Source organism: Streptomyces sp. Q6 (assembly GCF_036967205.1).
Taxonomy (GTDB): domain Bacteria; phylum Actinomycetota; class Actinomycetes; order Streptomycetales; family Streptomycetaceae; genus Streptomyces; species Streptomyces citrinus.
This window is the reverse complement of the sequence record NZ_CP146022.1, coordinates 7486234-7506635: the sequence shown is the minus strand read 5'-3', so window position 1 is coordinate 7506635 and position 20402 is coordinate 7486234. Positions and strand designations below refer to the sequence as shown.

Below are 20402 nucleotides of genomic sequence, written 5' to 3'. Positions count from 1 at the left end.
GTCATCTTGACCTGCAGCAGACCCGAACGCCGGGGCCCAGCTGAGAGATCAGGCGACGGGCCCGGTGCTCGGGCGAGTAGCGGCGGCTGACCCAGTCGGCACCGAGCTCGCGGTAGGGCACCCGATCATGGGCGATGTGCCAGTAGGCGACGATGATGTCGTGCCGGGTGGCGCCGATGGCCTTGTAGCGGCCAGCCCGGCCACGGATCTGCGCGTGATGGGCGGACAGATAGGTGCCCTTGGTGCGGGCCGCGCCCCAGGCGGCCTCGGTCAGCGCCTGCTTGAGCCACCGCGAGCCCGAACGACGCTTGCCGCCCGAGGCCTTGTTGCCCGGACACACCCCCGCCCAGGAAGCCAGATGACCTGTCGTCGGGAAGACTTCCATGTCCAGACCGATCTCCGCGGCCAGGACCTGGACCGTCTTGGCTCCAACCGCCGGGATCGTGCACAGCAGCGCCAGCAGGTCCGCGTGCGGCTCCAGACGCCGGGCGATCTCCCGGCTGAGGTCCTCGACCGAGGCATCCAGCGTGTCCAGGTGCTCCAGCAACCGGCGGACCAGAACCCCGTGATGATCGACCCGGCAGCGATGTCCGAGCGCCTCCCCCAGACGCTCCTGCATGGACCTCATCCGCCCCTTGACCAGGGAAGCCAGCACGTGCGGGTCGCGCTCGCCGTCCACCAGTGCATCCAGGATCGCCCGCGCCGACTTCGAGTACGCCTGCGCGGCGACCGACGTCAGTTTGATCCCGGCGTCCTGCAGCACCTTCTCCAGTCGCTGGATCATCCGGACGCGTTCCTGAGTGACTGCGGTCCGCGAACGCGTGAGATCCCGAAGGTCCCTCATCTCGCGCGGCGGCACGAACGAGGGCCGCACCAGCCCGTGCTCCAGAAGCTGGGCGATCCACACCGAGTCGGAGACATCCGTCTTCCGACCTGGCACGTTGTGCATGTGCTGAGCGTTCAGGAGCCAGCAGGTGAACCGCTCCTCCAGCACGCTGAACACCGGTCTCCAGTAGACCCCGGTCGCCTCCATGCCAACGGGCTCGACCTGCTCCACCAGGAGCCAGTCGCTCAGTTCGGCAAATCACCGCTGGGTCGTTGCGTACGTCCGCGTCTCCTGCCCTCGGCTGTTCTTGCGCTTGCCGGGCCAGCGGACGGTGGCCACCACCGTGTCCCGGTGCACATCAAGGCCCGCACAGCGGTCCACGACCACGTCCATGACGACCATCTCCGCTCCGGCACCGACTCGAGCGGGCACCGCCCGAAGGGGCCTACCGGTTCAAAGAGTCTGAGATTCGCGCTCGCGGCAGCAGTCAGAAGTCCCTCAAGCCCCAGCGCCATACTTCTTTTTCCGGACTCGCGGTACCACGCGACACCGACGTCTACCGGACGACGCCCACTCCAGCTTCCTCCACCGTCCGCGACCATCGCGCGAGCGCACGACAGCAACCAGTACGGCGCACGAAGTCACCACCCACGGAGGCGGGTTCTCATCACTCGCCGACGCGAGCCCGAAGGGCGCCCACTGGATACTTTTCTTTTCTTTTCTCAGGATCTCGATCGTCTGCTGCTGTTCGCGGTTCTCCCGCCGCAGCCGCCGCAGTTTCTTGCGTTCCGCGCCGGTCAGCTCGTCCGGGGCGCCCACGCCCTGGTCGGCCTTGGCCTTGCGGTAGCAGCCGCGCAGGGACTCGGAGCTGATGCCGAGTTCACAGGCGACGGCCGTGACGGTCTTGCCCGAGGGGTCGACGAGCGCGATCGCGTCCCGCTTGAACTCTTCGGTGTACCGCTTCGTGTACTTGCTTCCCACCTGGTGCTACTTCCTCTGGAACCTCAAGGTCCCAGTCTCCAGGTGTCCACGATCAAGGGGAAGGTTCACCGGCGGGCCTGGCCCGTTCCGTCAGACGGCGGCACAGGAGGCGACCGCTGTTGCCCGGCGTTGCCTCCACGGCACGCGGGACGGCATTCCTTGAGTACCTTGACCATCATTCCGAATTCCGACAGTCCGGTTCCCCGGGGACACAGTTCGCTCCTCAACAGCCCGCTGGTCGGCGTCCCCCTGGGGGCTGCGTACCTCCAGGGTTCTCCGGCCCCGGCCTAACCACCGGGCCTCGGAAGCCGGATCGGTTTTCTGTCCCGAACGACCTCGAACATCGAGCGGTCGATCGCAGGCCTTCTCCGCGGTGCGACGGCCGCCAGTTTGATCACCCCGCGCTCGCTCAGGGCCACACGCCACTCGGCGGGTCGCGGACGCGTTCCCCTCTCGCCCTTCGCCTGGGCGAAGAGGGCACGCACGGCCGTCTCGCGGCGATCGTCAAGGCAACCCGTGACGAACGACGGCGTGTCCTGGGGCTGCACATAGGCGTCCTGGCTGAGGATCCGCACCACCATCAGCGCGGTCTTGTATGCATCCGTGTCCACGGTCGCATCGGTGGACGCGGCGAGCGGATCGTTCCAGTCCGGGGTCGCTGCCTGGGGCAGGATCGGATTGCGCCCGGCCTGCCGGAAACCGTCGCAGTCCAGGAAGTGGACCGACGGTGAAGGAGCCAGCGACCAGAGGGTGTTGGCGTGCGAGATGTCCCCCACCACCAGGCCCGCGGAGTGGAACCAGGCGACGGCGTCGGCACAGGCCAGAGCCAGGTCCTTGCGCTGCTCCGGGAGTGGCTGGACGACCTGCCTCCAGCCTGGCTTCGCGGCTCGGAGCAGAAACTGCATCTCCAACAGTCTCCTGTTTCCGGCCGAGTTCATCCAGGTCATCCGGCTCGGCGCGCGCCGCATCAGGAAACCCACCGGGCGTCCGCCGTGCACGACCCGGCACAACGGCCACGCGGCCAACTCGTCGAGCCGCTCCCGGTCGGTGGCCGAGAGCGCCTGCCGGAAGTCGACCAGGCCCGTGAGCGCGGCCCCGTCGACCTCCGAAGGTTTCTTGTACTCCTTGAACAGAAGCGCCCCGTCGCCGACGGGGAACACCTCTCCCTGGCCCCCGCTGGCCAGTCGGCCGCCGACCGCCAGCGAGGAATGTTCGACGTCGCTGCCGTCCGCGGTTGTCATGCCGTCTCCTCCCAGAGACAGATCACGGTCCGATCGTCGTCGTAGGACATCGCGCGCGTCTGCGCCTGCCACAGGAAGTCCGACATCGAGGGGATCTCGCCGCGGCACCAAGCGCCGGCGAGGAGTTGCGCGAACTCGGGGTCCTTCTGGGTCAGGGGATTGGTGATCCCGTCGGTGCCGAGGAGCAGGACGTCGCTCGGTACGGTCCGGATCAGACGGGTCCTGACCGTGCGGTAGGCGTGCGGCAGCGCCTCGGTCCGGGTATCGAGGACTCCCTCGGCGGGGGGCTCGGCGGCGTCGACCGACAGCCACTGCCCCGCGTGATGCAGGAACAGACCGCCATCGCCGACCCCGAACAGGACCCGTTCCCGCACGGCGGGGTCGGTGGGGACGAGCAGCACGTGGAGGGTGGTGGCGTAGTCGGCGTCCAAGTAGGCGCGCTCAACATTGTCCGCCTTCCTCTCCCGCATCGACCGCAGTTTGGAAACCGCACTGGCCACAGCCTTGTTCGCGAGAGCCCCGAGCTCCGCGGAGTCGCCTGCGCACAGCGCACTGAACAGGCTCGTCGCGTCACGCTCCAAGTGCACGGCCGCCAACCGGGACATCCGGTAGGAGCCAATGTGCGAGTACGCCGCCGATCCGACCCCGTCCGCCACTGCGAGCAGCAGCATCTCCGCTTCCGGCGGGCCGATCCGAGTGACCAGCATCGCGTCCTGCCGGCACGTGCCCTCCCAGTTGTGCGAGTCACCTCGTATGGAGGTGGCACGCACCACGAGGCGTCCCTGTTCGCAGCCGTCCAGGAGGACGTGAGGAGTGAACGCCGCGAACTCGTCGCCGTCGTGCAAGGACGGCGTCCGCAGTGGGCGCGGCGGGTAGCGCGGTGGACGCTTCCCGGTGTGCGGGGGCGCCCCAAGACCGGCGAACGGGTGGCGGGGCCCGCCGATATCGACGGACTGTTTGAGGTCGGCTGCGGGGTCCGCCGAAGGGGTCTCCTTCGCCTGCTCCGGGAGCATTGGCGCCGACTCCATGTGCGACTCCCGGCCGGACATCTCCGTTCCGTACATCGACTCGCTCACAGTTTGTCGAGGGAGAGCGTGGTGAAGTCCGGGATCTTCTCCTCCACTTGGAGGTCGAAGCCGTTGTCCCCCTGGGCCGCCATGCTTGTTGCCGAGGTGACGATGGACCGGGTCAGGCTCTTGGCGAATTCACGCAGCGCGGAGGCGGGCGAGACCGAGTCCTTGTTCTGCATGAACGCCCGGAAGTTAGCGACCCGGGCGATGATCGCGGGGTCGGCGTCGCTGATACCGAACGCGATGATTTTCGGGGCGTAGCGGAACTTCGACTGGTCCTTCAGGTCGTCCAGGGCGGACTCCCAGTCGAAGTCGGTGGGCAGGCCGTCGGAGAGGAAGAACACCACCGGCCGGTAGACCTCGTGGCCCTCGGCCTTCAGCGCGGTGACGTCCTTCTCGATGGAGTCTCGCAGCACCCGGAAGGCGGAAGTGAAGGAGGTCATTCCGCCTGCGGACAGCGAGGGCAGGGATGTCAACTCGCTCAGGTCGGAGAGTGGCTGCAGCACCGCCGCTCTGTCAGAGAAGCCGATCAGGGCGAACCGGGTTTTGTCCGCCACCGTCGGGTTCTCGCTGATTTCCTGGTGCAGTTCGGGCAGCGCCTGATTGATGGTCTCCACGGCCTCGCCGGACATGGACGCGGACTCGTCGCACACCAGGTAGAAGGGCAGAATCTGCATGGATACTCCAAGTAGGAAAGCGGGCCGGTCGGGCCGTCAGCTGGTGAAGAAGTAGATCTCGAGGGCGGCAGATCCTGCTGGGCCGTTCTGCCAGAAGTCGCGCGTCGTCGCGCCGCGGAACATATCGGGCCGGGCGGCCTTCAGCGCCTTGTTGATCTCATTGGCGTAGGCCTGGCCGGCCACGGTCTCCGGGGCACTGCCGAAGGTGAGGACGAAGGCCGCTGTACGTCCCTCGTACCGCCGCGTCTTCTGCCTGAGCTGAGTCACCACGGCGTCGTCGGCTCCTGCGGCGGTCACGTCCATCTTCACCGGCTTGCGTTCGACGGAGCGCGGACCGGTTGGCGTCGGGGTGGGCTTCGGAGACGAGGCGGACGCCTGGGGCGTCGGCCCTGTCGCCGTGACTGCCAATGGGTCGCCCCTGTCACCCATGGAAACCAGGGCCAGCACCAGGAGCATGTCCGCGAAGAGCCAACCGGCCAGGTGCACAGGATTGAACCTGAACCGCTTACGGGGAGCGCGCCTCACCGGCCCGGACCGATCACTACCCGAGAGTCGTCGTCGACCTGCCTCGATGCCGTATCCGGAAGGGTCCTGTCCCGCTCGACGCCTGTCTGGACGGGCTTGGCGGCGAGCACGGCTCGCTCCAGAGCCTCGGCCGCTGCTGTGAATCGTTCGGCGGCGTCGTGCAGCGCCTGATTGCGGGCCGCGATGCCGTCGACGGCTACTCGTGAGGCATCCACAGCATCGCCGGTCCGTTGGGCTGCCTCCCCCAACTCGACGATCAACCGGCCGTTGACGTCGGAGACGACCTCGAGCCCTGTGGTGAATTCCCGCTGCGTCGCCGCCAGTCCGGTCACGGAGTCCTCGATCCGCTGGGCGACGTCGGAGACGGCGGAACGCAGTCCGTCCCCATTGCCCGTGATCGCCACCTCGAGCTTCGACGTCGTGCGGACGAGTGCGTCACGCATGCCGTCGCCGGCCGTCCGGAGATCCTCAAAGGCCTTGTCCATGGACTTCCGCTGACCGCTGATCGCGTCGGTGAGCTGACGACCGGCCTCCGAGAGCGGCGCGTCGAGTTCCCGTACGGCGGCACGGATCGTCGTGCCACTGTTCGCGACCGAAGCCTCGATGTCCGCGAGAAGTTCCTTCAGCGGCTGCACGGCCGCGTCGGCCTGCTCCAAGCGCCGATCGGCCCGGTCCACGGTCTCCCCCACCGTTTCGGCCGCGCGCACCAGCAGTTCCTGCGTAGCAATCGCCTTCGTGTGCATGCGTTGGATCCGGCCGGCCGCCGAGTTGAGTTCGGCGGCGAAGCGCTGGGGGGAGGCGAACCTGTGTGCATTCAGCAGGAGTTGGGCACTTGTGAGGACGGGTACCAGTCGAGCGAGAGTCGCGCGGGTGCGTTCCTGGGCCTCCTCCTCACGCCGCTCGGCGGCATGGCGCAACCAGCTGTGTACGAGGGTGAGCACGAGCAGTGCTCCGAGCGCGATCGAACCGGCGATCGCCACATGTCCGAAGCGGAAGACCCCGCTGAGGTTCCCCTGGAAGCCGGATTGCCACAATTGGAGGAAGGGCCGGGCGGACGCCTTCGGGTCCGCGTCGGTGAGCGCCTCGTACGCAAGGGATGCCTTCGCCAGGCCGGTCCAGGTGAACAACAGCGGCAGAAAGACCAGGCCTCCGAGGACCCCGTCGAGCAGGGCCGTACGACGCGCCTGCTGGTCAGGCTCGGCCGCCGCCACACACTCGGCCCTGGCGAAGTGCTGTAACAGGTCCAGGTCAGCCCAGGAGTCGAGTGCGCTCTCCTCATCGGAGTCGAAAGCGTCTGCCAATCCATGCAGGCCATCGGCGCACGGCGCCAACACCCCTTCTTGCGCCAGGTCTTCGAGGTGACGAGCCGTCACCTTTTTGTCGAGAGGTCCCCCCACGGACATTCCCCGCCCTGGTCCGGCAGAGCGCCGTCCCGTTGTCTCCACAATCAGCGAAGTTCACAACTCTTTCACTGGGGGCACAATAATAGACCACATTCCCATCGGTAAGCGTGGCGTTCACGTGAGTTCAGGGGGCCGAGCATGAGCGGCGACGGGCGGCAACGCGGGGTCATTCGGCTGGGAGCAGGTGCAGCAGGGCCACGGTTACGTGAAGCGTCGGGCACGGTGGAGACGCCCCGGAACGAGGGCGTCGCCGCACGCCGCACGGTGGAGCTGACCAGGTCCACCCCGGCAGCCCGGATCACGAGCAGGGGAGCACTGCAGGTCAACCTCAACTGGTCGGCGGCTTCCCACGCGGATCTTGATCTCGGTTGCCTGGTACGGACCCGTGACGGCCGGGGCACCGCGATACAGCCCCTGGGCGAGGCCTTCGGTTCACTCACCGAGTGGCCCTATGTCAGCCTCGACCAGGACGACCGCACTGGATCGTCATCCGACGGCGAGACCCTGAGAGTCAGCCTGGAGCACCGAAATAAGTTCTCCAAACTGCTCGTCTACGTGTACGTCTACGAAGGAGCAGTTGACTTCCGCCATCTCCGCGGCGTGGTCACGGTCACCGCCCCGGACGGCGAGTGGCACATTCGCCTCGATGATTCCCCGAAGGGCGCCACCGCGTGCGCCATCGCCATGCTCACGCCGGGGGACAGGTCCCTGGACCTGCGGCGAGAGGTCGTGTGGTTCACCCCCCACCTGTTCCGCACTCACCAGCAACAGATCGACACCGCCTACGGATTCGGCTTCGAGTGGCGATACGGGAGGAAATCGGCCCGCTGATCGGCGATCACGACGGGCAACATCCCTGCGTCGACGCTCACGTGGAGTCCGCCGCCTTTGCCCAGACATGGCATCGCCGACGGCTCCCTTGGTGGACCGCTCTCCAGGACGGGAAGTCTGCTGACACCGCCCCGCCCACTCGATCCCGTTGTCCGTGGCAAAGCGAATGCTCTCGCGTCAGTAGATCGCCTGTAGGTTCAACTTGCTCTACCAGGCCATGAATTGACAGGATCTACGTCTATACCGAGGCTCAAGACGGGGGCGTCGGCATGCGTGCATGGGTGGTCAGAGCGGGCCGGCAGGGTGAACGCGAGAGTGAAGTTCTGCAGCAAGGTCTCGTCATCGCTGGTTGGACGGGGAACTCGGACCTATCCAACTGCATGGACCGCGCCGACATTCGCGGCATCGTGGAAGCCACGTACCCGGATGAGAACGACTACACCCTCCGAAACTGGACGAGTCAACTCTTCTGCTTCCGGCACAAGATAGCCGTCGGCGACCTCGTCGTGTTGCCCCGGATGAACGGCCAGTACGCGATCGGCCACATCACCGGGGAGTACGCCTACCGGTCCGATACCGAGGACGGGATGCGGCACATCCGGTCCGTCGACTGGAGCAGGACGGAGGTACCGCGCGAGACGTTCCGCCCGGATCTCCTGCAGTCCCTTGGCTCGCTGCTCACCGTCTTCGAGCTACGCCGATTCGACGCGGCGCAGCGACTCGCCCTGGTAGCTGAAGGAAGTGACGACCCGGGACGGCCGGACGACGGTGAACCCGGAGCCTCTCTCACAGGGCGACGCGTTCTCATCGAGCGTGCACGGGATCACGACAGTGACACTCAGGAGCCCGTGACCCTCACCGTGCGCAGGCTCCTCGAACTATGGGGCGCCGAGCGTCGCGACCGTGCCACGGTGGCCCGGATTCGACGCGATCTCGACGAGGCGGGGCTGCTGTCGGTCCCACCCTTCACCGAAGGCACGCAGGACAGCGTCATCGCCCTGATCGTCGCGGGCGCCGAGCCCGACGAGGACGGACCGAGCCAGCTCTCCAGGATCGCTCGCAGCGCCGTCACTGAGGCCCCGTCGGAGACGACGCCGGTTTCCAGGGCTGACGGTGTCGATTCCGCCGAGTTGTCCGGCGCGGCAGGACGACTCCGGTCCGGGGCACGGCGCCGCGAGCTCCCGACGACCACGTACCGGCCCACGCGCTGCGCAAGTACACGGGCACCGGCGAGTACATCTTGAGGGGCCATGTCGGAAGCGGACGTATCGACCACCACATCCCACGAGCCATGGCCGGCTAGGCGCGCCAGGTCATCGGCCGAGGTGCGGTCACCGTGCACCGTGTCGACGCCCGGCAGGCCGCGGCCACTGCGCCCGCGGTTGAAGGCAATCACCTGCCATCCGCGCTCAAGCGCGATGCCAGCAACCGACTTTCCGAGGAACCAGGTGCCGCCGAGGAGGAGAATGCGCATGCCCTGGATCTTGCCCGGGGCGGTCGATGGCAGCGAGGGCGGGGTGGTGTAGATGAAGTCCCCCTGGCCTCAAGTGCCCAGCACTTCACCGGCAATGGACGACATGATCGGTGCACGCTTCGTGAATGCGACGAGGCAGACACGACCGCGATCTGTGATCCAGGGCGGAGCGCTTGCTCAGCTCCAGAGCGGTAGCGCAAGCGATTCAGCCCGGAGCATCTCAGCCCGGATCCAGCTACTGCCCGTCTGCAAGCCCGCATCGAGTAGAGGCGAAGAGGGCTCCACACCCCCACAACTGCTGCCAGCTCCCGCCCCCACCACAGCAACGACCCTCGCATTCCCTCAAGCCGCACGAAAGCGCCCGAACCGCTCCCACCCGCGTTAAATATCTCCATGCATCCCCCAACGGCCATCACCCAAAAGCCGCATACCGCCCAACCTGAATCGGAAATGCGGTCAAGATTTCGCACGCACCCATAACCCAGACTCCAGCCAAGGGGACACCGCCCCCGACCCCACTCCCACTGGGAGCAACCCCCACCAGCACAAAGAGCGCAAGCCCATACCCGGAACGCCACCCATACGACGGGGAGCCACAGGTCATAAAACGGGCACGAACGTGAACATCCGCGCAAGGAATCGAATATGTGCGCAGCACTCAAAGTGGGCACAAATAGCCATGGGGACACTGGGAGTGCGCTCCCACTCCCCCGTTCCCTCTGGGAGCGACCGGAACAACAGAAAAAGGGCCGTTCGAAAACGGCCCTTCACCTGCGACGTTCGATGTCTCGAACTAGTCGGGACGACAGGATTTGAACCTGCGACCCCTTGACCCCCAGTCAAGTGCGCTACCAAGCTGCGCCACGTCCCGGCGCTCGCTGACCTGGGCTTTCCCCTGGCCGAACGTGCACGGAAACCATACCGCACTCGGGGCCGTGGTCGTGCATCCGTTTCGCGGCGGGGAACAGTTGACCTCAAGTTTGGTTGAGGTTGCAGGGTGGCTGTCATGACGACGACAGCGCGACGTACGTACGGATACAGCGACCTGCCCCGGCTGATGAGCGTGATGACCGGGGACGAGAAGCACGGGTCCGCCGCGACCTCCACCCTCGATGTGCTGTGGGTGCTCTACGACCGGGTGCTGCGGGTCGGGCCCGGCAGCGTGGACGATCCGGGACGGGATCGGTTTCTGCTGTCCAAGGGGCACGGGCCGATGGCCTACTACGCGGTGCTCGCCGCGAAGGGTTTCGTGCCGGTGGAGTGGCTGAGCGGGTTCGGGGAGTTCACCTCGCGGCTCGGGCACCACCCCGACCGGGTGCTCGTGCCCGGCGTGGAGATCGGCAGCGGGTCGCTGGGGCACGGGCTGCCCCTCGCCGTCGGCACCGCGCTCGGGCTCGGGGCGCGGGGGCTCGACGAAGCCGCCGTCTGGACGCTGGTCGGCGACGCCGAGCTCGACGAGGGAAGCAATCACGAGGCCATCGCGTTCGCCGGGGCCATCGGCCTGGAGCGGCTGCACACGGTGGTGATCGACAACCTCAGCGCCACGTACGGCAGGGCCGGAGGGATCGCGGCCCGTTTCGAGGCGGCGGGCTGGTCGACGGCGACCGTCGACGGGCGCGACCATGCCGCGCTGTACGAGGCCTTCACCGCCGCGCACGCCGGGCGTCCGCACGTGGTCGTCGCCCGCGTCGAGCCGAAGTTCTGATCCGGTCACGCCGGGCCATCGTTCCCGCCCCTCCTCGTACCGCCCCTGTACGCCCTGTACCGCCTCGGAAGGACCTCTCTCATGAACACCATGAACACGGTGGACACCACGGACACCATGCGTGACCGTTTCGCTCCTGTCGTCTCCCGGCTGCTCGACGAGGACCCCCGCGTCGCCGTCGTGCTCGCCGAGATCGGGCTCGCGCCGTTCGCGGAGGCCGCGCGCCGGCATCCGCAGCGGGTGATCAACGTCGGGATCAGGGAGCAGTTGCTCGTCGGAGCCGGGGCCGGGCTCGCGCTCGCCGGGCTGCGGCCGGTCCTGCACACCTTCGCGAGCTTTCTCGTGGAGCGGCCGTTCGAGCAGGTCAAGCTGGACTTCGGGCATCAGGGGCTCGGCGGGGTGCTGGTGAGCGCCGGCGGGTCGTACGACGTGTCGGCCGGCGGATTCACGCACATGGCACCCGGGGACGTCGCGCTGCTCGACACGCTCGACGGGTGGACCGTGCACGTGCCGGGGCATCCGGACGAGGCAGAGACGCTGCTGCGGCACGCGGTCGGTGCCGGGGACGAGCGGGTGTACGTGCGGCTGTCGGTGCAGGCCAACCGGGAGGGGCTCGCCGTCGACGGGGAGCGTTTCCTCCGGGTGCGGGAGGGGCGGCGGGGGGTCGTCGTCGCCGTCGGGCCGATGCTCGACAACGTGCTCGCCGCGACCGAGGCGCTCGATGTGAGCGTGCTGTACGCGACGACCGTGCGGCCGTTCGACGGGCGGGCGCTGCGGCAGGCCGTGGGAGCCACCGACGCGGCCGATGTCGTCCTCGTCGAGCCCTATCTCGCGGGCACCTCCACCGGCGCGGCGAACGACGCGCTCGCCGATGTGCCGCACCGGGTGCTCGGGCTCGGCGTGGGCCGTCGGGAGCTGCGACGGTACGGGCGGGTCGCCGAGCACGTCGCCGCGCACGGGCTCGACGCCGCCTCGCTGCGGGAGCGGATCAGCGGTTTCTTGTACCGGGACGCGCCGGTTCCTGTTCCGGCCTAGGCACCGGCAGGGTGGCGGGCGTGGGCCTCGCGTCGGCGCGTACGAGGTTGCGTACGCCGGGGATCGCGAGCAGGGCGGTGGCCGACAGGAGCGTGACGACGCCGCCCGCGAGCAGGACGTGCCGGGTCCCGAAGGCGCCGGACGCGGGGCCCGCGAGGGCCTGGCCGACCGGGGCCATGGCGAGGGAGCCGGCGACGTCGTAGGCGTGGATGCGGTTGAGCACCTCGTGCGGGACCTGGGTCTGCACGCTGGTCGCCCACATCACGCCCCAGAACGACATTCCGGTGCCGGCGACGAGGCAGCCCGCCATCATCCACGGGACGTCGAGGCCCGCGCCGACCACCGCCGGGAACAGAGCGAACGCGAACAGGGCGAGGGAGCCGGCGCGCAGCATGCGGCGGGGGCGCAGACGGAGCGCGACGAGGCCCCCGATGACGGTGCCGGCGCCGAGGGCGGAGTTGACCAGGCCGTAGGCGCGCGGGCCGTGCTCCTGGGTGATCTCGGTCGCGATGAGCGGGACGGCGGGTCCGGAGGCGCCGATCTGGAGGACGCACCAGACGGCGATGACGCCCCAGAGCCACTGCCGGGCTCTGAACTCCTTCCAGCCGTCGACCAGTTCGGTGCGGAAACGGGTACGGACGGCCTGGGTGCCGGGAGCCGCCGGGGGCAGGCGCAGGAGGATCAGACACAGGGCGCTCAGCGCGTACGTGCCCGCGTGCGCGGCGAAGACCAGGCCCGGCGAGGCGAAGGCGACGAGGAGTCCCGCGACCGCGGGGCCCGCGAGCTGGGAGCCCGACTCGGCGACCCGGATCGCGCCGTTCGCCGCCTGGACGTCGGCGGCGAGGCGGGGGACGGTGCTGGCGACGCCGGGCTGGAAGATCGCGGAGGCCGCGCCGTTGACGGCGCCGATGACGCAGATCTCCCAGAGCACGACGTGCCCGGTGAAGAACATGACGGCGGCGAGCGACTGGCTGACCAGGCGCGTGGCGTCGGCGCCGATCATCAGCAGGCGGGTGCTGAACCGGTCCGCGAAGACGCCGCCGAAGATGACGAGTCCGGCGAAGCAGCCGACGGACGCGGCCATGGCGAGGCCGACGGCTCCGGCGCCGTACCCGTACTGGAGGAGACCCGCGGCCAGGGCCACGGGCAGCATGGTGTCGCCGAGTTTGGCGATGGCCCGCGCGACGAAGAAGAGGCCGAAGTCGCGGGACCAGATGCTCCGGGACCTTCGCGCTTCCCGGGATCCTCGCGATCGCGGGAAGCGACCCCGCGGTTCCTTCGGACTCCGTGGTGCCCGCTCGCGCATACCCGCCCCGTCTCCTCCCGGCCCCCCGGCTCGGCGGCGCCGCATCGTCCACCCCTGTGAGGCGGATGATGCCACGGAGTACCGTGCACGCCCCACGTATTTTCAGCCCGTGGACGGGAGGCCCAACTCCGGGTGCGATTCCAGGAGTCGGGTCGGGGCGGCCTGGCGCCAGGAGTCCGCGAGGACGGCGCGCAGCTCGTCCGCGTCGTCGAGGGCCGCGAGTCTGGCGCGTACCCAGGCGAAGGACGCCTCGTGGTCGGCGATCCAGAACTTCTTCGGCTCCGCCAGGACCAGTTCGTCGCGCTCCTCCTTGGGGCAGCGCACGGCGATCGACGTCTCTTCCTCGGGCAGCGTGGCGAACATCTTTCCCGCGACCCGGAACGTGGGCATGCTCCAGGCGATCTTCTCCGTCGTCTCCGGCAGCGACAGGGCGATGGTGCGTACATCCTCGGCGTCCAGCATGGGGAAACCGTAGCCAAGGCCACTGACAACGGCTGGTCAGCGCCGTCGGGCGGTCACGGCACGCGCTTGTCCAGCCAGGCCGTGAGGTCGGCCTGGACCTCGTCGCGGTTGGTCTCGTTGAGGATCTCGTGGCGGGCGCCCTCGTAGCCCTTCCAGGTGAGGTCCTGCACGCCCACGTACCGGAAGTCCTCCAGGAGTTCGTGGACGAGGGTCATGTGCTGGTTGCAGGGGTCCTCCGTGCCGACCGCGATGTGCAGGGGCAGGTCGGCGGGGACGCGGGCGAGGTTCGCCGGGTCGTTGATGCGGCGCACGGCGCGGACCCAGTCCAGGGACAGGCCCGCCGAGAAGGGGAAGCCGCAGCGCTCGTCGGCGACGTACGTGTCGACCTCCGCCTCGTCGCGCGAGAGCCACTCGAAGCCAGTGCGGTGCTCGTACGGGTCGTTGAAGGAGGCGAAGAGGTCGGGGACGTAGGAGGAGAGGGCCGCGCGGCCGTCACGGGCGATCTCCGCCTCCAGGCGGGCGATCGAGCCCTCGATGTCGGCGCCGGGGAGGGAGCGGAAGGTGCCGGAGAGGATCAGGCCGACGAGGTCGTCGGCGTAGCGCTGCGCGTAGTCGCGCGCGAGCAGCGAGCCGAGGCTGTGGCCGAGGAGGACGAAGGGGATGTCGGGGTGCAGGGCCCGCACCTGGTCGCCGATGGCCTTGAGATCCTCGACGATCGACACCCACGCGTCGACGGTGCCGGGCTCGGCGTCGTCGGTGACGCCGTAGCCGCCGGTGGACTGAGCGGTGGCGCCGTGGCCGCGGTGGTCGGAGGCGATGACGCCGTAGCCGTGTGCGGTGAGGTGGCGGGCGAACCGGTCGTAGCGCAGGGCGTGCTCGGCCGCGCCATGGGCGATCTGCACGAACGCGCGGGGCCTGCCGCCGTCCGGGAGCCAGGTGTACGTGGCCACGGCCGCGCCGTCGCCGGTGCTCAGGGCGCTCGTGGTGTACGCGGGGGTGTCGGTCATGGGGTGCTCCTGTCCTGGCGGGGCGGCAACCCTGTTCACCTCCCCTTTCCCGCGGCCTCCATGCCTGGCCGGGTGGGTGCGACCTTGTAGAAGAGCGTCGTGGGGCGCGGGACGCCGGCGGGGTCGAGGGCGTAGTCGGGGATGACGCCGACCTCGGTCCAGCCCGCCGTGCGGTACAGGGGCTCGGCGGGGCTGCCGGTCTCCGTGTCGAGGACCAGGAGGGTGATGCCCGCCGCCGCGGCGGCTCGTTCGGCGGTGGCGAGCAGGGTGCGGCCGAGGCCCTGGCCTCGGGCCGACCCGCGCACCATCAGTTTGACGATCTCGGCGCGGTGCCGCCCGTTGGACCAGGGGTGAAGGCGAGCGAGACGGTGCCGACGCAGCGGCCCGCCGCGTCGCGGGCGACCCAGACCGCGAGGCTGCCGTCGGTCACGGCGGGGGTGCGCTCGCGCCACCACGCGGCGGCGTCGCCGGGCGTGAGTCCGGACAGGAATCCGACCGAGCTGCCGCCGGCCACGACGTCGGCGAGCAGGGCGCCCAACTCGTTTGCGCAGGAAGTGAACTGATCGGGCGTCATACGGACGATGTCGACGCTCACGGCAGGACCACCACGAGCGCGTACCGGACGGACTCGGGGCCCGGGCAGTGGAAGTGGGTCGGACCCCAGAGGCGGAAGCGCAGGCAGTCGCCGGCGCCGAGGGTGTGGGTGACGCCCTGCACGGTCAGGTCGAGGCGGCCGTCGAGGATCCAGATGTGCTGTTCGAGGCCGGGGACGGGCGGACGGTCGTAGGCGATGTCGGCGTACGGTTCGAGGCTGCCCTCGACGACCTCGGCGCGCAGTCCGGCGAGCGGCGGTGACACGGAGCGTCGCACGAAGCCCGACGCGTCGTCGCGCCACACGGGCTGGTCGGCGGCGCGCACGACCTGGGCCGGGGCGGACTCGACCTCGCTCAGGAGCTGCGACATGGTCCGCCCGTAGACGGCGCACAGGCGGTTGAGGAGGGCGGCCGTCGGGCTGATCTCGGCGCGCTCGGCGCGTGACAGGGTGGACCTGCTCACGCCGCTGCGGTCCGCGACGTCGCCGAGGGACCAGCCGTGCTCGGCCCGCAGCTCGGCCAGGCGAGCGCCGAGCCGGGCGTCGACGGGATCGGCCGGCCCCTCGTTCAGGGTCGTCGGAGCATCACTCTCGTGTCTCATATTCGGCACGATATCCCAGATATGAAACAGCGAGGTTGACGGAAAGACCGCGGTCGACGTGAAGACAGGTCGACGAAGAGGCCGCGGGAGCCCCCGGCGTCAGGCCGCCGCTTCGCCCAGCGCCGCGAGGACCGGGCGGATCAGCGGATGCGTCTCCGCTCCGTGGCGGACCGCCGCGAAGACCTTGCGGGTGGGGGCCACCCCGTCGATCGGGCGGACGACCACCTCCGTCAGGTCCATGCCGACCAGCGCCGAGCGGGGGACGAGAGCCACGCCCGCGCCCGCCGTGGCGAGCGCGACCACCGCCCGGAAGTCGTCCGAGGAATGCTCGAACTGCGGGGAGAATCCGGCGTGCTCACAGGCCAGGACGACCACGTCGTGGCACGGGTTGCCGGGGTACGGACCGATCCACGTGTCCTTCGCGAGGTCGGCGACCGGGACCCGCTCGGCGGCGACCAGGCGGTGCGCGACCGGCAGCACCGCGTCGAACGGCTCCGCGTACAGCGGCAGCCGGGTGATCCGGTCGTCGTCGGCGCCGGGCGCGCCCCGGTACTCGACGGCGACCGCGACATCGATCTGCCGGTCGAGCAGCAGCGGCAGACTCGCGTCGCCCTCGGCGTCGCGGACCCGGACCCGGATGCCGGGCGCGGACCGCGACAGACGCGCGAGGGCCGGGCCGACGACCAGGCCGATGCCCGTGGCGAAGGACGCGAGGGTCACCGTCCCGGCCTCGCCCGTGCTGTACGCGGCGAGCTCGGCCTCGGCCCGCTCCAGCTGGGCGAGGACGGCGTTCGTGTGCGTGAGCAGGATCTCGCCGGCCGGGGTGAGGCGGACGCCGCGCGCGCCCCGCTCGACCAGCTTGTGCCCCGTCTCCTGCTCCAGGGCGGTGAGCTGCTGGGACACCGCGGACGGGGTCAGGTACAGCGCGGCGGCCGCGGCCGTGACCGTACGGTGGTCGGCCACCGCCCGGAGGATGTGCAGTCGCCGCGCTTCGATCATGTCCCCGATTGTCGCAAACCGGTCAGCCGAGCTGCGCGCGGGCGTCGACGAACGCGTCCACGGCCCGGTTCACGTCCTGCGTCGAGTGCGCGGCGGACAGCTGGACGCGGATGCGGGCCTGGCCCTGCGGCACGACCGGGTAGGAGAAGCCGATCACGTACACGCCGCGCTCCAGGAGCAGCTCGGCCATCCGGCCCGCGACAGTGGCGTCGCCGAACATCACGGGCGCGATGGCGTGGTCGCCGGGCAGCACGTCGAAGCCCTCCTGCGTCATCCGCGTACGGAAGAGCTCGGTGTTGGCCGCGAGCTGTTCGCGCAGGTCGCCGGCCGACTCCAGGAGGTCGATGACCTTCAGGGACGCGGCCGCGATGACCGGGGCGAGGCTGTTCGAGAAGAGGTACGGGCGCGAGCGCTGGCGGAGCAGGGCGACGATCTCGGCGCGGGCCGCGACGTAGCCGCCGGAGGCGCCGCCGAGGGCCTTGCCGAGGGTGCCGGTGATGATGTCGACGCGGTCCATGACGCCGTGCAGCTCGGGGGTGCCGCGGCCGCCGGGGCCGACGAAGCCGACGGCGTGCGAGTCGTCGACCATGACCATGGCGTCGTAGCGCTCGGCGAGGTCGCAGATGTCGCCGAGGGGCGCCACGTAGCCGTCCATGGAGAAGACGCCGTCGGTGACGATCAGCTTGCGGCGGGCGCCCGCTTCGGTCGCGGCCTTGAGCTGGGCCTCGAGGTCGGCCATGTCGCGGTTGGCGTACCGGAAGCGCTTGGCCTTGCTGAGCCGGATGCCGTCGATGATCGAGGCGTGGTTGAGGGCGTCGGAGATGACCGCGTCCTCGGCGCCGAGGAGCGTCTCGAAGACGCCGCCGTTGGCGTCGAAGCAGGACGAGTAGAGGATCGTGTCCTCCTGGCCGAGGAAGGAGGACAGTCGCGCCTCCAGTTCCTTGTGGACCTCCTGCGTGCCGCAGATGAAGCGGACGGAGGCCATGCCGTAGCCCCAGCGGTCGAGGGCCGCGTGGCCCGCGGCGATGACCTCGGGATGGTCGGCGAGACCCAGGTAGTTGTTGGCGCAGAAGTTCAGCACCTCGCCGGGGCGGCCGCCCGCCGTCACGCCGACGGTGGCGGACTGCGGGGTGCCGATGACCCGCTCGGGCTTGTGCAGGCCGGCGGCGACGATCTCGTCGAGAGTGGCCTGGAGGTCTTCGCGTACGTTGTCGAACATGCCGTAAGTCCTTGTCAGCGGGGGGAGTTCAGGAAGTCCAGTCCAGGATGACCTTGCCGCCGCGGCCGCTCGCCGCGTCGTCGAAGGCCGCGTCGAAGTCGGTGTGCGCGTAGCGGCCGGTGATGACGGGGGCCAGGTCGAGGCCGCCTTCGAGCAGCACCGACATCGCGTACCACGTCTCGAACATCTCGCGGCCGTAGATGCCCTTGATCGTGATCATCGACGTGACGACGCGGGCCCAGTCGACGGCGAACTCCTGCGACGGGAGGCCGAGCATGGCGATCTTGCCGCCGTGGGTCATGTTGGCGAGCATGTCGCGCATCGCGGTGGGGTTGCCGGACATCTCCAGGCCGACGTCGAATCCCTCGCGCAGGCCGAGCGTGCGCTGGCCGTCGGCGATGGTGGACCGCGCGACGTTCAGGGCGAGGCTCACGCCGACCTTGCGGGCGAGCTCCAGGCGCTCCTCGCTGACGTCGGTGATGACGACGTTGCGGGCGCCGGCGTGCTGGGCGACGGCCGCGGCCATCAGGCCGATCGGTCCGGCGCCGGTGATCAGGACGTCCTCGCCGACGAGCGGGAAGGACAGCGCGGTGTGCACGGCGTTGCCGAACGGGTCGAAGATCGCCGCGACGTCCAGGTCCACCGGCACGCGGTGCACCCACACATTGGCCGCGGGCAGGGCGACGTACTCGGCGAACGCGCCGTCGCGGCCGACGCCGAGGCCGACGGTGGCCCGGCACAGGTGGCGGCGCCCGGCGAGACAGTTGCGGCACTTGCCGCAGACGAGGTGGCCCTCGCCGCTGACCAGGTCCCCGACGGCGATGTCCGACACGTCGCGGCCGGTCTCGACGACCTCGCCGGCGAACTCGTGGCCGACGACGAGCGGCGCGCTGATCGTGGACTGCGCCCAGCCGTCCCAGTTGCGGATGTGCAGGTCGGTGCCGCAGATCCCGGTCCGCAGCACCTTGATCAGTACGTCACCGGGGCCGATGGACGGCTCAGGGACGTCCGTCAGCCACAGTCCCGGTTCGGCCTTCTCCTTGACCAGCGCCTTCAACGGATCGGCTCCTGTCGTCGCGCACGCGGGCAGCGCGCAGCGGCCCGCGTACGAGGAAGAGTGGGTGGAGGTGGCGGCGAGGTGGCCGCCACCCCGGACTCTTCCCTACGGCGGGGCCCCGGGTCCATCGAGGATTTCTTAAGCGCCGCCGCAGCTTTCCTACAGGCCGTGTTCGTCCGGTGCCGCGCGGACCTGCCCCCGCTCGAAGTACGCGACGAGGGCGGGGTCGAGGTCCGGGACCGCGCGGGGTGTACCGCCGTCCCGCAGCGACTCGGTCGCCCGCACGCCCGCCGCGACGGCCATCCGCGCGGCGACGGGCGAGGTGTCGGTGGTGCCGCCGGCGCGCGCGAACCGGACGAACTCGTCGATCAGGAGCGGGTCGGCCCCGCCGTGCCCGGCGTTGTCCTCGGCGTCCGGCACGGGATACGTGGCGTCGGCCTCGGCCCGGTACGTGGAGCGGCGCGCGTTCCACACCTTGACCACTCCCCCGGGTCCGTCGCCGAAGTTCTCCAGGCGGCCCGCGTCGCCGATGACGGTGTAGTTGCGCCAGTAGTCGGGGGTGAAGTGGCATTGCTGGTAGGCGGCCAGCACCCCGTTGTCCAGGCGCATGTTGACCATCGAGACGTCCTCGACGTCGATGACCGGGTTGAGCCCGCGCTGGGTGTGCGGCGGCCAGTGGCCGTCCTTGGTGTACCAGTCGTCGGGCTTGGGTTCGCCGGGCGCGCGCCGGTGCGGGTTGTCGCCGTAGACCATGAGGTCGCCGAGGGCCTGCACCTGCCGCGTGTAGCCGTGTCCGAGCCAGTGCAGCACGTCGATGTCGTGGGCGGCCTTCTGGAGCAACAGGCCTGTCGTGTACCGCCGTTCGGCGTGCCAGTCCTTGAAGTACCAGTCGCCGCCGTAGCCGACGAAGTGGCGCACCCACACCGTTCTGACCTCGCCGATCTCGCCGCGCGCGATGATGTCGCGCATCAGGCGGACGACCGGCATGTGCCGCATGTTGTGGCCCACGTACAGCCGGGTCCCGGTCGCGTGGGCGGTGCGCAGGATCTCGTCGCAGCGCTCGATGGTGATGTCGAGAGGTTTCTCGACGAAGACCGGCTTGCCCGCCTTGAGTGCCTCGCAGGCGAGGTCGGCGTGGGTGTGGTCGGGGGTGAGGACGACGATCGCGTCGACGTCCGGGTCGTCGATCACCTTCCTGTGGTCGCTGGAGACGAGTGCGCCGGGAAACGCGAGGGCGGCTTCCGTGCGCGCCGCCGCGTCGTGGTCGGCGAGCGCGGTGACCCGGGAACCGGCCCCCGGCCGGTGCGCGGTGCGGGCGATCGAGCCGCGCAGCCCGTAGCCGAGGACGCCGAGCCCGAGATCACCGGACGGGGAGTCGGTCATGGATCAA

20 protein-coding genes, 1 tRNA gene and 1 pseudogene are annotated in these 20402 nt (G+C 69.6%); 4 read left to right on the top strand and 18 right to left on the bottom strand.

The genetic code is table 11. The annotated features are described in order from the left end of the window. Position 1: 1 nt before the first annotated feature. From V2W30_RS34525 to V2W30_RS34490, 8 genes are all read right to left on the bottom strand, one after another. Positions 2–1075, bottom strand: a complete 1074-nt coding sequence (locus tag V2W30_RS34525) for an IS110 family transposase (protein WP_338703874.1) — start codon at positions 1073–1075, stop codon at positions 2–4. Positions 1076–1084: 9 nt separating this feature from the next. Next, positions 1085–1258 (bottom strand): hypothetical protein, encoded by a 174-nt coding sequence (locus V2W30_RS34520; RefSeq protein WP_338702526.1) that lies wholly within the window; start codon positions 1256–1258, stop codon positions 1085–1087. A gap of 66 nt (positions 1259–1324) precedes the next feature. Continuing rightward, positions 1325–1807, bottom strand: a complete 483-nt coding sequence (locus V2W30_RS34515) for a transposase (RefSeq protein ID WP_338702525.1) — start codon at positions 1805–1807, stop codon at positions 1325–1327. Positions 1808–2094: 287 nt separating this feature from the next. Continuing rightward, complete coding sequence (locus V2W30_RS34510) at positions 2095–2967, bottom strand: hypothetical protein (protein WP_338702524.1); 873 nt, start codon at positions 2965–2967, stop codon at positions 2095–2097. Between the two features lie 77 nt (positions 2968–3044). Further along, on the bottom strand, positions 3045–4076 hold the full coding sequence (locus V2W30_RS34505) for a protein phosphatase 2C domain-containing protein (RefSeq protein WP_338702523.1): 1032 nt from the start codon (positions 4074–4076) through the stop codon (positions 3045–3047). Between the two features lie 44 nt (positions 4077–4120). Then, a complete protein-coding gene (locus tag V2W30_RS34500; RefSeq protein ID WP_338702522.1) occupies positions 4121–4795 on the bottom strand; it encodes a vWA domain-containing protein in 675 nt (224 codons plus the stop codon). A gap of 36 nt (positions 4796–4831) precedes the next feature. Then, complete coding sequence (locus V2W30_RS34495) at positions 4832–5281, bottom strand: hypothetical protein (protein ID WP_338702521.1); 450 nt, start codon at positions 5279–5281, stop codon at positions 4832–4834. Positions 5282–5316: 35 nt separating this feature from the next. Then, positions 5317–6717, bottom strand: a complete 1401-nt coding sequence (locus V2W30_RS34490; protein ID WP_425244633.1) for a hypothetical protein — start codon at positions 6715–6717, stop codon at positions 5317–5319. Positions 6718–6861: 144 nt separating this feature from the next. On the opposite strand from V2W30_RS34490, the gene V2W30_RS34485 reads away from it, so the two are divergent. Continuing rightward, on the top strand, positions 6862–7554 hold the full coding sequence (locus V2W30_RS34485; RefSeq protein WP_338702519.1) for a tellurium resistance protein: 693 nt from the start codon (positions 6862–6864) through the stop codon (positions 7552–7554). 380 nt (positions 7555–7934) lie between these two features. Then, positions 7935–8798: a hypothetical protein gene (locus V2W30_RS34480; RefSeq protein ID WP_338702518.1), complete on the top strand. Its 864-nt coding sequence runs from the start codon at positions 7935–7937 to the stop codon at positions 8796–8798. A gap of 1027 nt (positions 8799–9825) precedes the next feature. On the opposite strand, the gene V2W30_RS34475 is transcribed toward V2W30_RS34480, so the two are convergent. Continuing rightward, a tRNA-Pro gene (locus V2W30_RS34475) sits at positions 9826–9899 on the bottom strand. A 135-nt stretch (positions 9900–10034) separates the two neighbouring features. Between V2W30_RS34475 and V2W30_RS34470 the strand changes: the two genes are divergently transcribed. Together V2W30_RS34470 and V2W30_RS34465 are read left to right on the top strand one after the other, a co-directional pair. Beyond that, positions 10035–10733, top strand: a complete 699-nt coding sequence (locus V2W30_RS34470; RefSeq protein WP_338702517.1) for a transketolase — start codon at positions 10035–10037, stop codon at positions 10731–10733. An 81-nt stretch (positions 10734–10814) separates the two neighbouring features. Beyond that, positions 10815–11768: a transketolase gene (locus V2W30_RS34465; protein ID WP_338702516.1), complete on the top strand. Its 954-nt coding sequence runs from the start codon at positions 10815–10817 to the stop codon at positions 11766–11768. Here V2W30_RS34465 and V2W30_RS34460 read toward each other — a convergent pair. The 9 genes and pseudogenes from V2W30_RS34460 to V2W30_RS34420 all read right to left on the bottom strand — a co-directional run bounded on the left by V2W30_RS34460 (position 11722) and on the right by V2W30_RS34420 (position 20395). Beyond that, entirely contained in the window at positions 11722–13119 is a 1398-nt protein-coding gene (locus V2W30_RS34460) for an MFS transporter (RefSeq protein WP_425244632.1), read from the bottom strand. The two genes, V2W30_RS34465 and V2W30_RS34460, sit on opposite strands and share 47 nt — an antisense overlap. Before the next feature lie 57 nt (positions 13120–13176). Continuing rightward, positions 13177–13536 carry an MmcQ/YjbR family DNA-binding protein gene (locus V2W30_RS34455; protein ID WP_338702514.1) on the bottom strand — a complete coding sequence of 120 codons (360 nt, stop codon included), beginning with the start codon at positions 13534–13536 and terminating at the stop codon, positions 13177–13179. 53 nt (positions 13537–13589) lie between these two features. Beyond that, the gene (locus V2W30_RS34450) at positions 13590–14543 is read right to left on the bottom strand and encodes an alpha/beta hydrolase (protein ID WP_338702513.1); all 954 of its coding nucleotides are present in this window, start codon (positions 14541–14543) and stop codon (positions 13590–13592) included. A gap of 35 nt (positions 14544–14578) precedes the next feature. Then, a pseudogene (locus V2W30_RS34445) lies at positions 14579–15117 on the bottom strand (N-acetyltransferase family protein). Positions 15118–15134: 17 nt separating this feature from the next. After that, on the bottom strand, positions 15135–15737 hold the full coding sequence (locus V2W30_RS34440) for an XRE family transcriptional regulator (protein WP_338702512.1): 603 nt from the start codon (positions 15735–15737) through the stop codon (positions 15135–15137). Positions 15738–15836: 99 nt separating this feature from the next. Beyond that, positions 15837–16736 carry a LysR family transcriptional regulator gene (locus V2W30_RS34435; protein WP_338702511.1) on the bottom strand — a complete coding sequence of 300 codons (900 nt, stop codon included), beginning with the start codon at positions 16734–16736 and terminating at the stop codon, positions 15837–15839. A 22-nt stretch (positions 16737–16758) separates the two neighbouring features. Next, positions 16759–17955 carry a glycine C-acetyltransferase gene (locus V2W30_RS34430; protein ID WP_338702510.1) on the bottom strand — a complete coding sequence of 399 codons (1197 nt, stop codon included), beginning with the start codon at positions 17953–17955 and terminating at the stop codon, positions 16759–16761. A gap of 28 nt (positions 17956–17983) precedes the next feature. Next, the gene (tdh, locus tag V2W30_RS34425) at positions 17984–19012 is read right to left on the bottom strand and encodes an L-threonine 3-dehydrogenase (protein ID WP_338702509.1); all 1029 of its coding nucleotides are present in this window, start codon (positions 19010–19012) and stop codon (positions 17984–17986) included. A 159-nt stretch (positions 19013–19171) separates the two neighbouring features. Next, positions 19172–20395: a Gfo/Idh/MocA family oxidoreductase gene (locus tag V2W30_RS34420; protein ID WP_338702508.1), complete on the bottom strand. Its 1224-nt coding sequence runs from the start codon at positions 20393–20395 to the stop codon at positions 19172–19174. Positions 20396–20402: the final 7 nt, after the last annotated feature.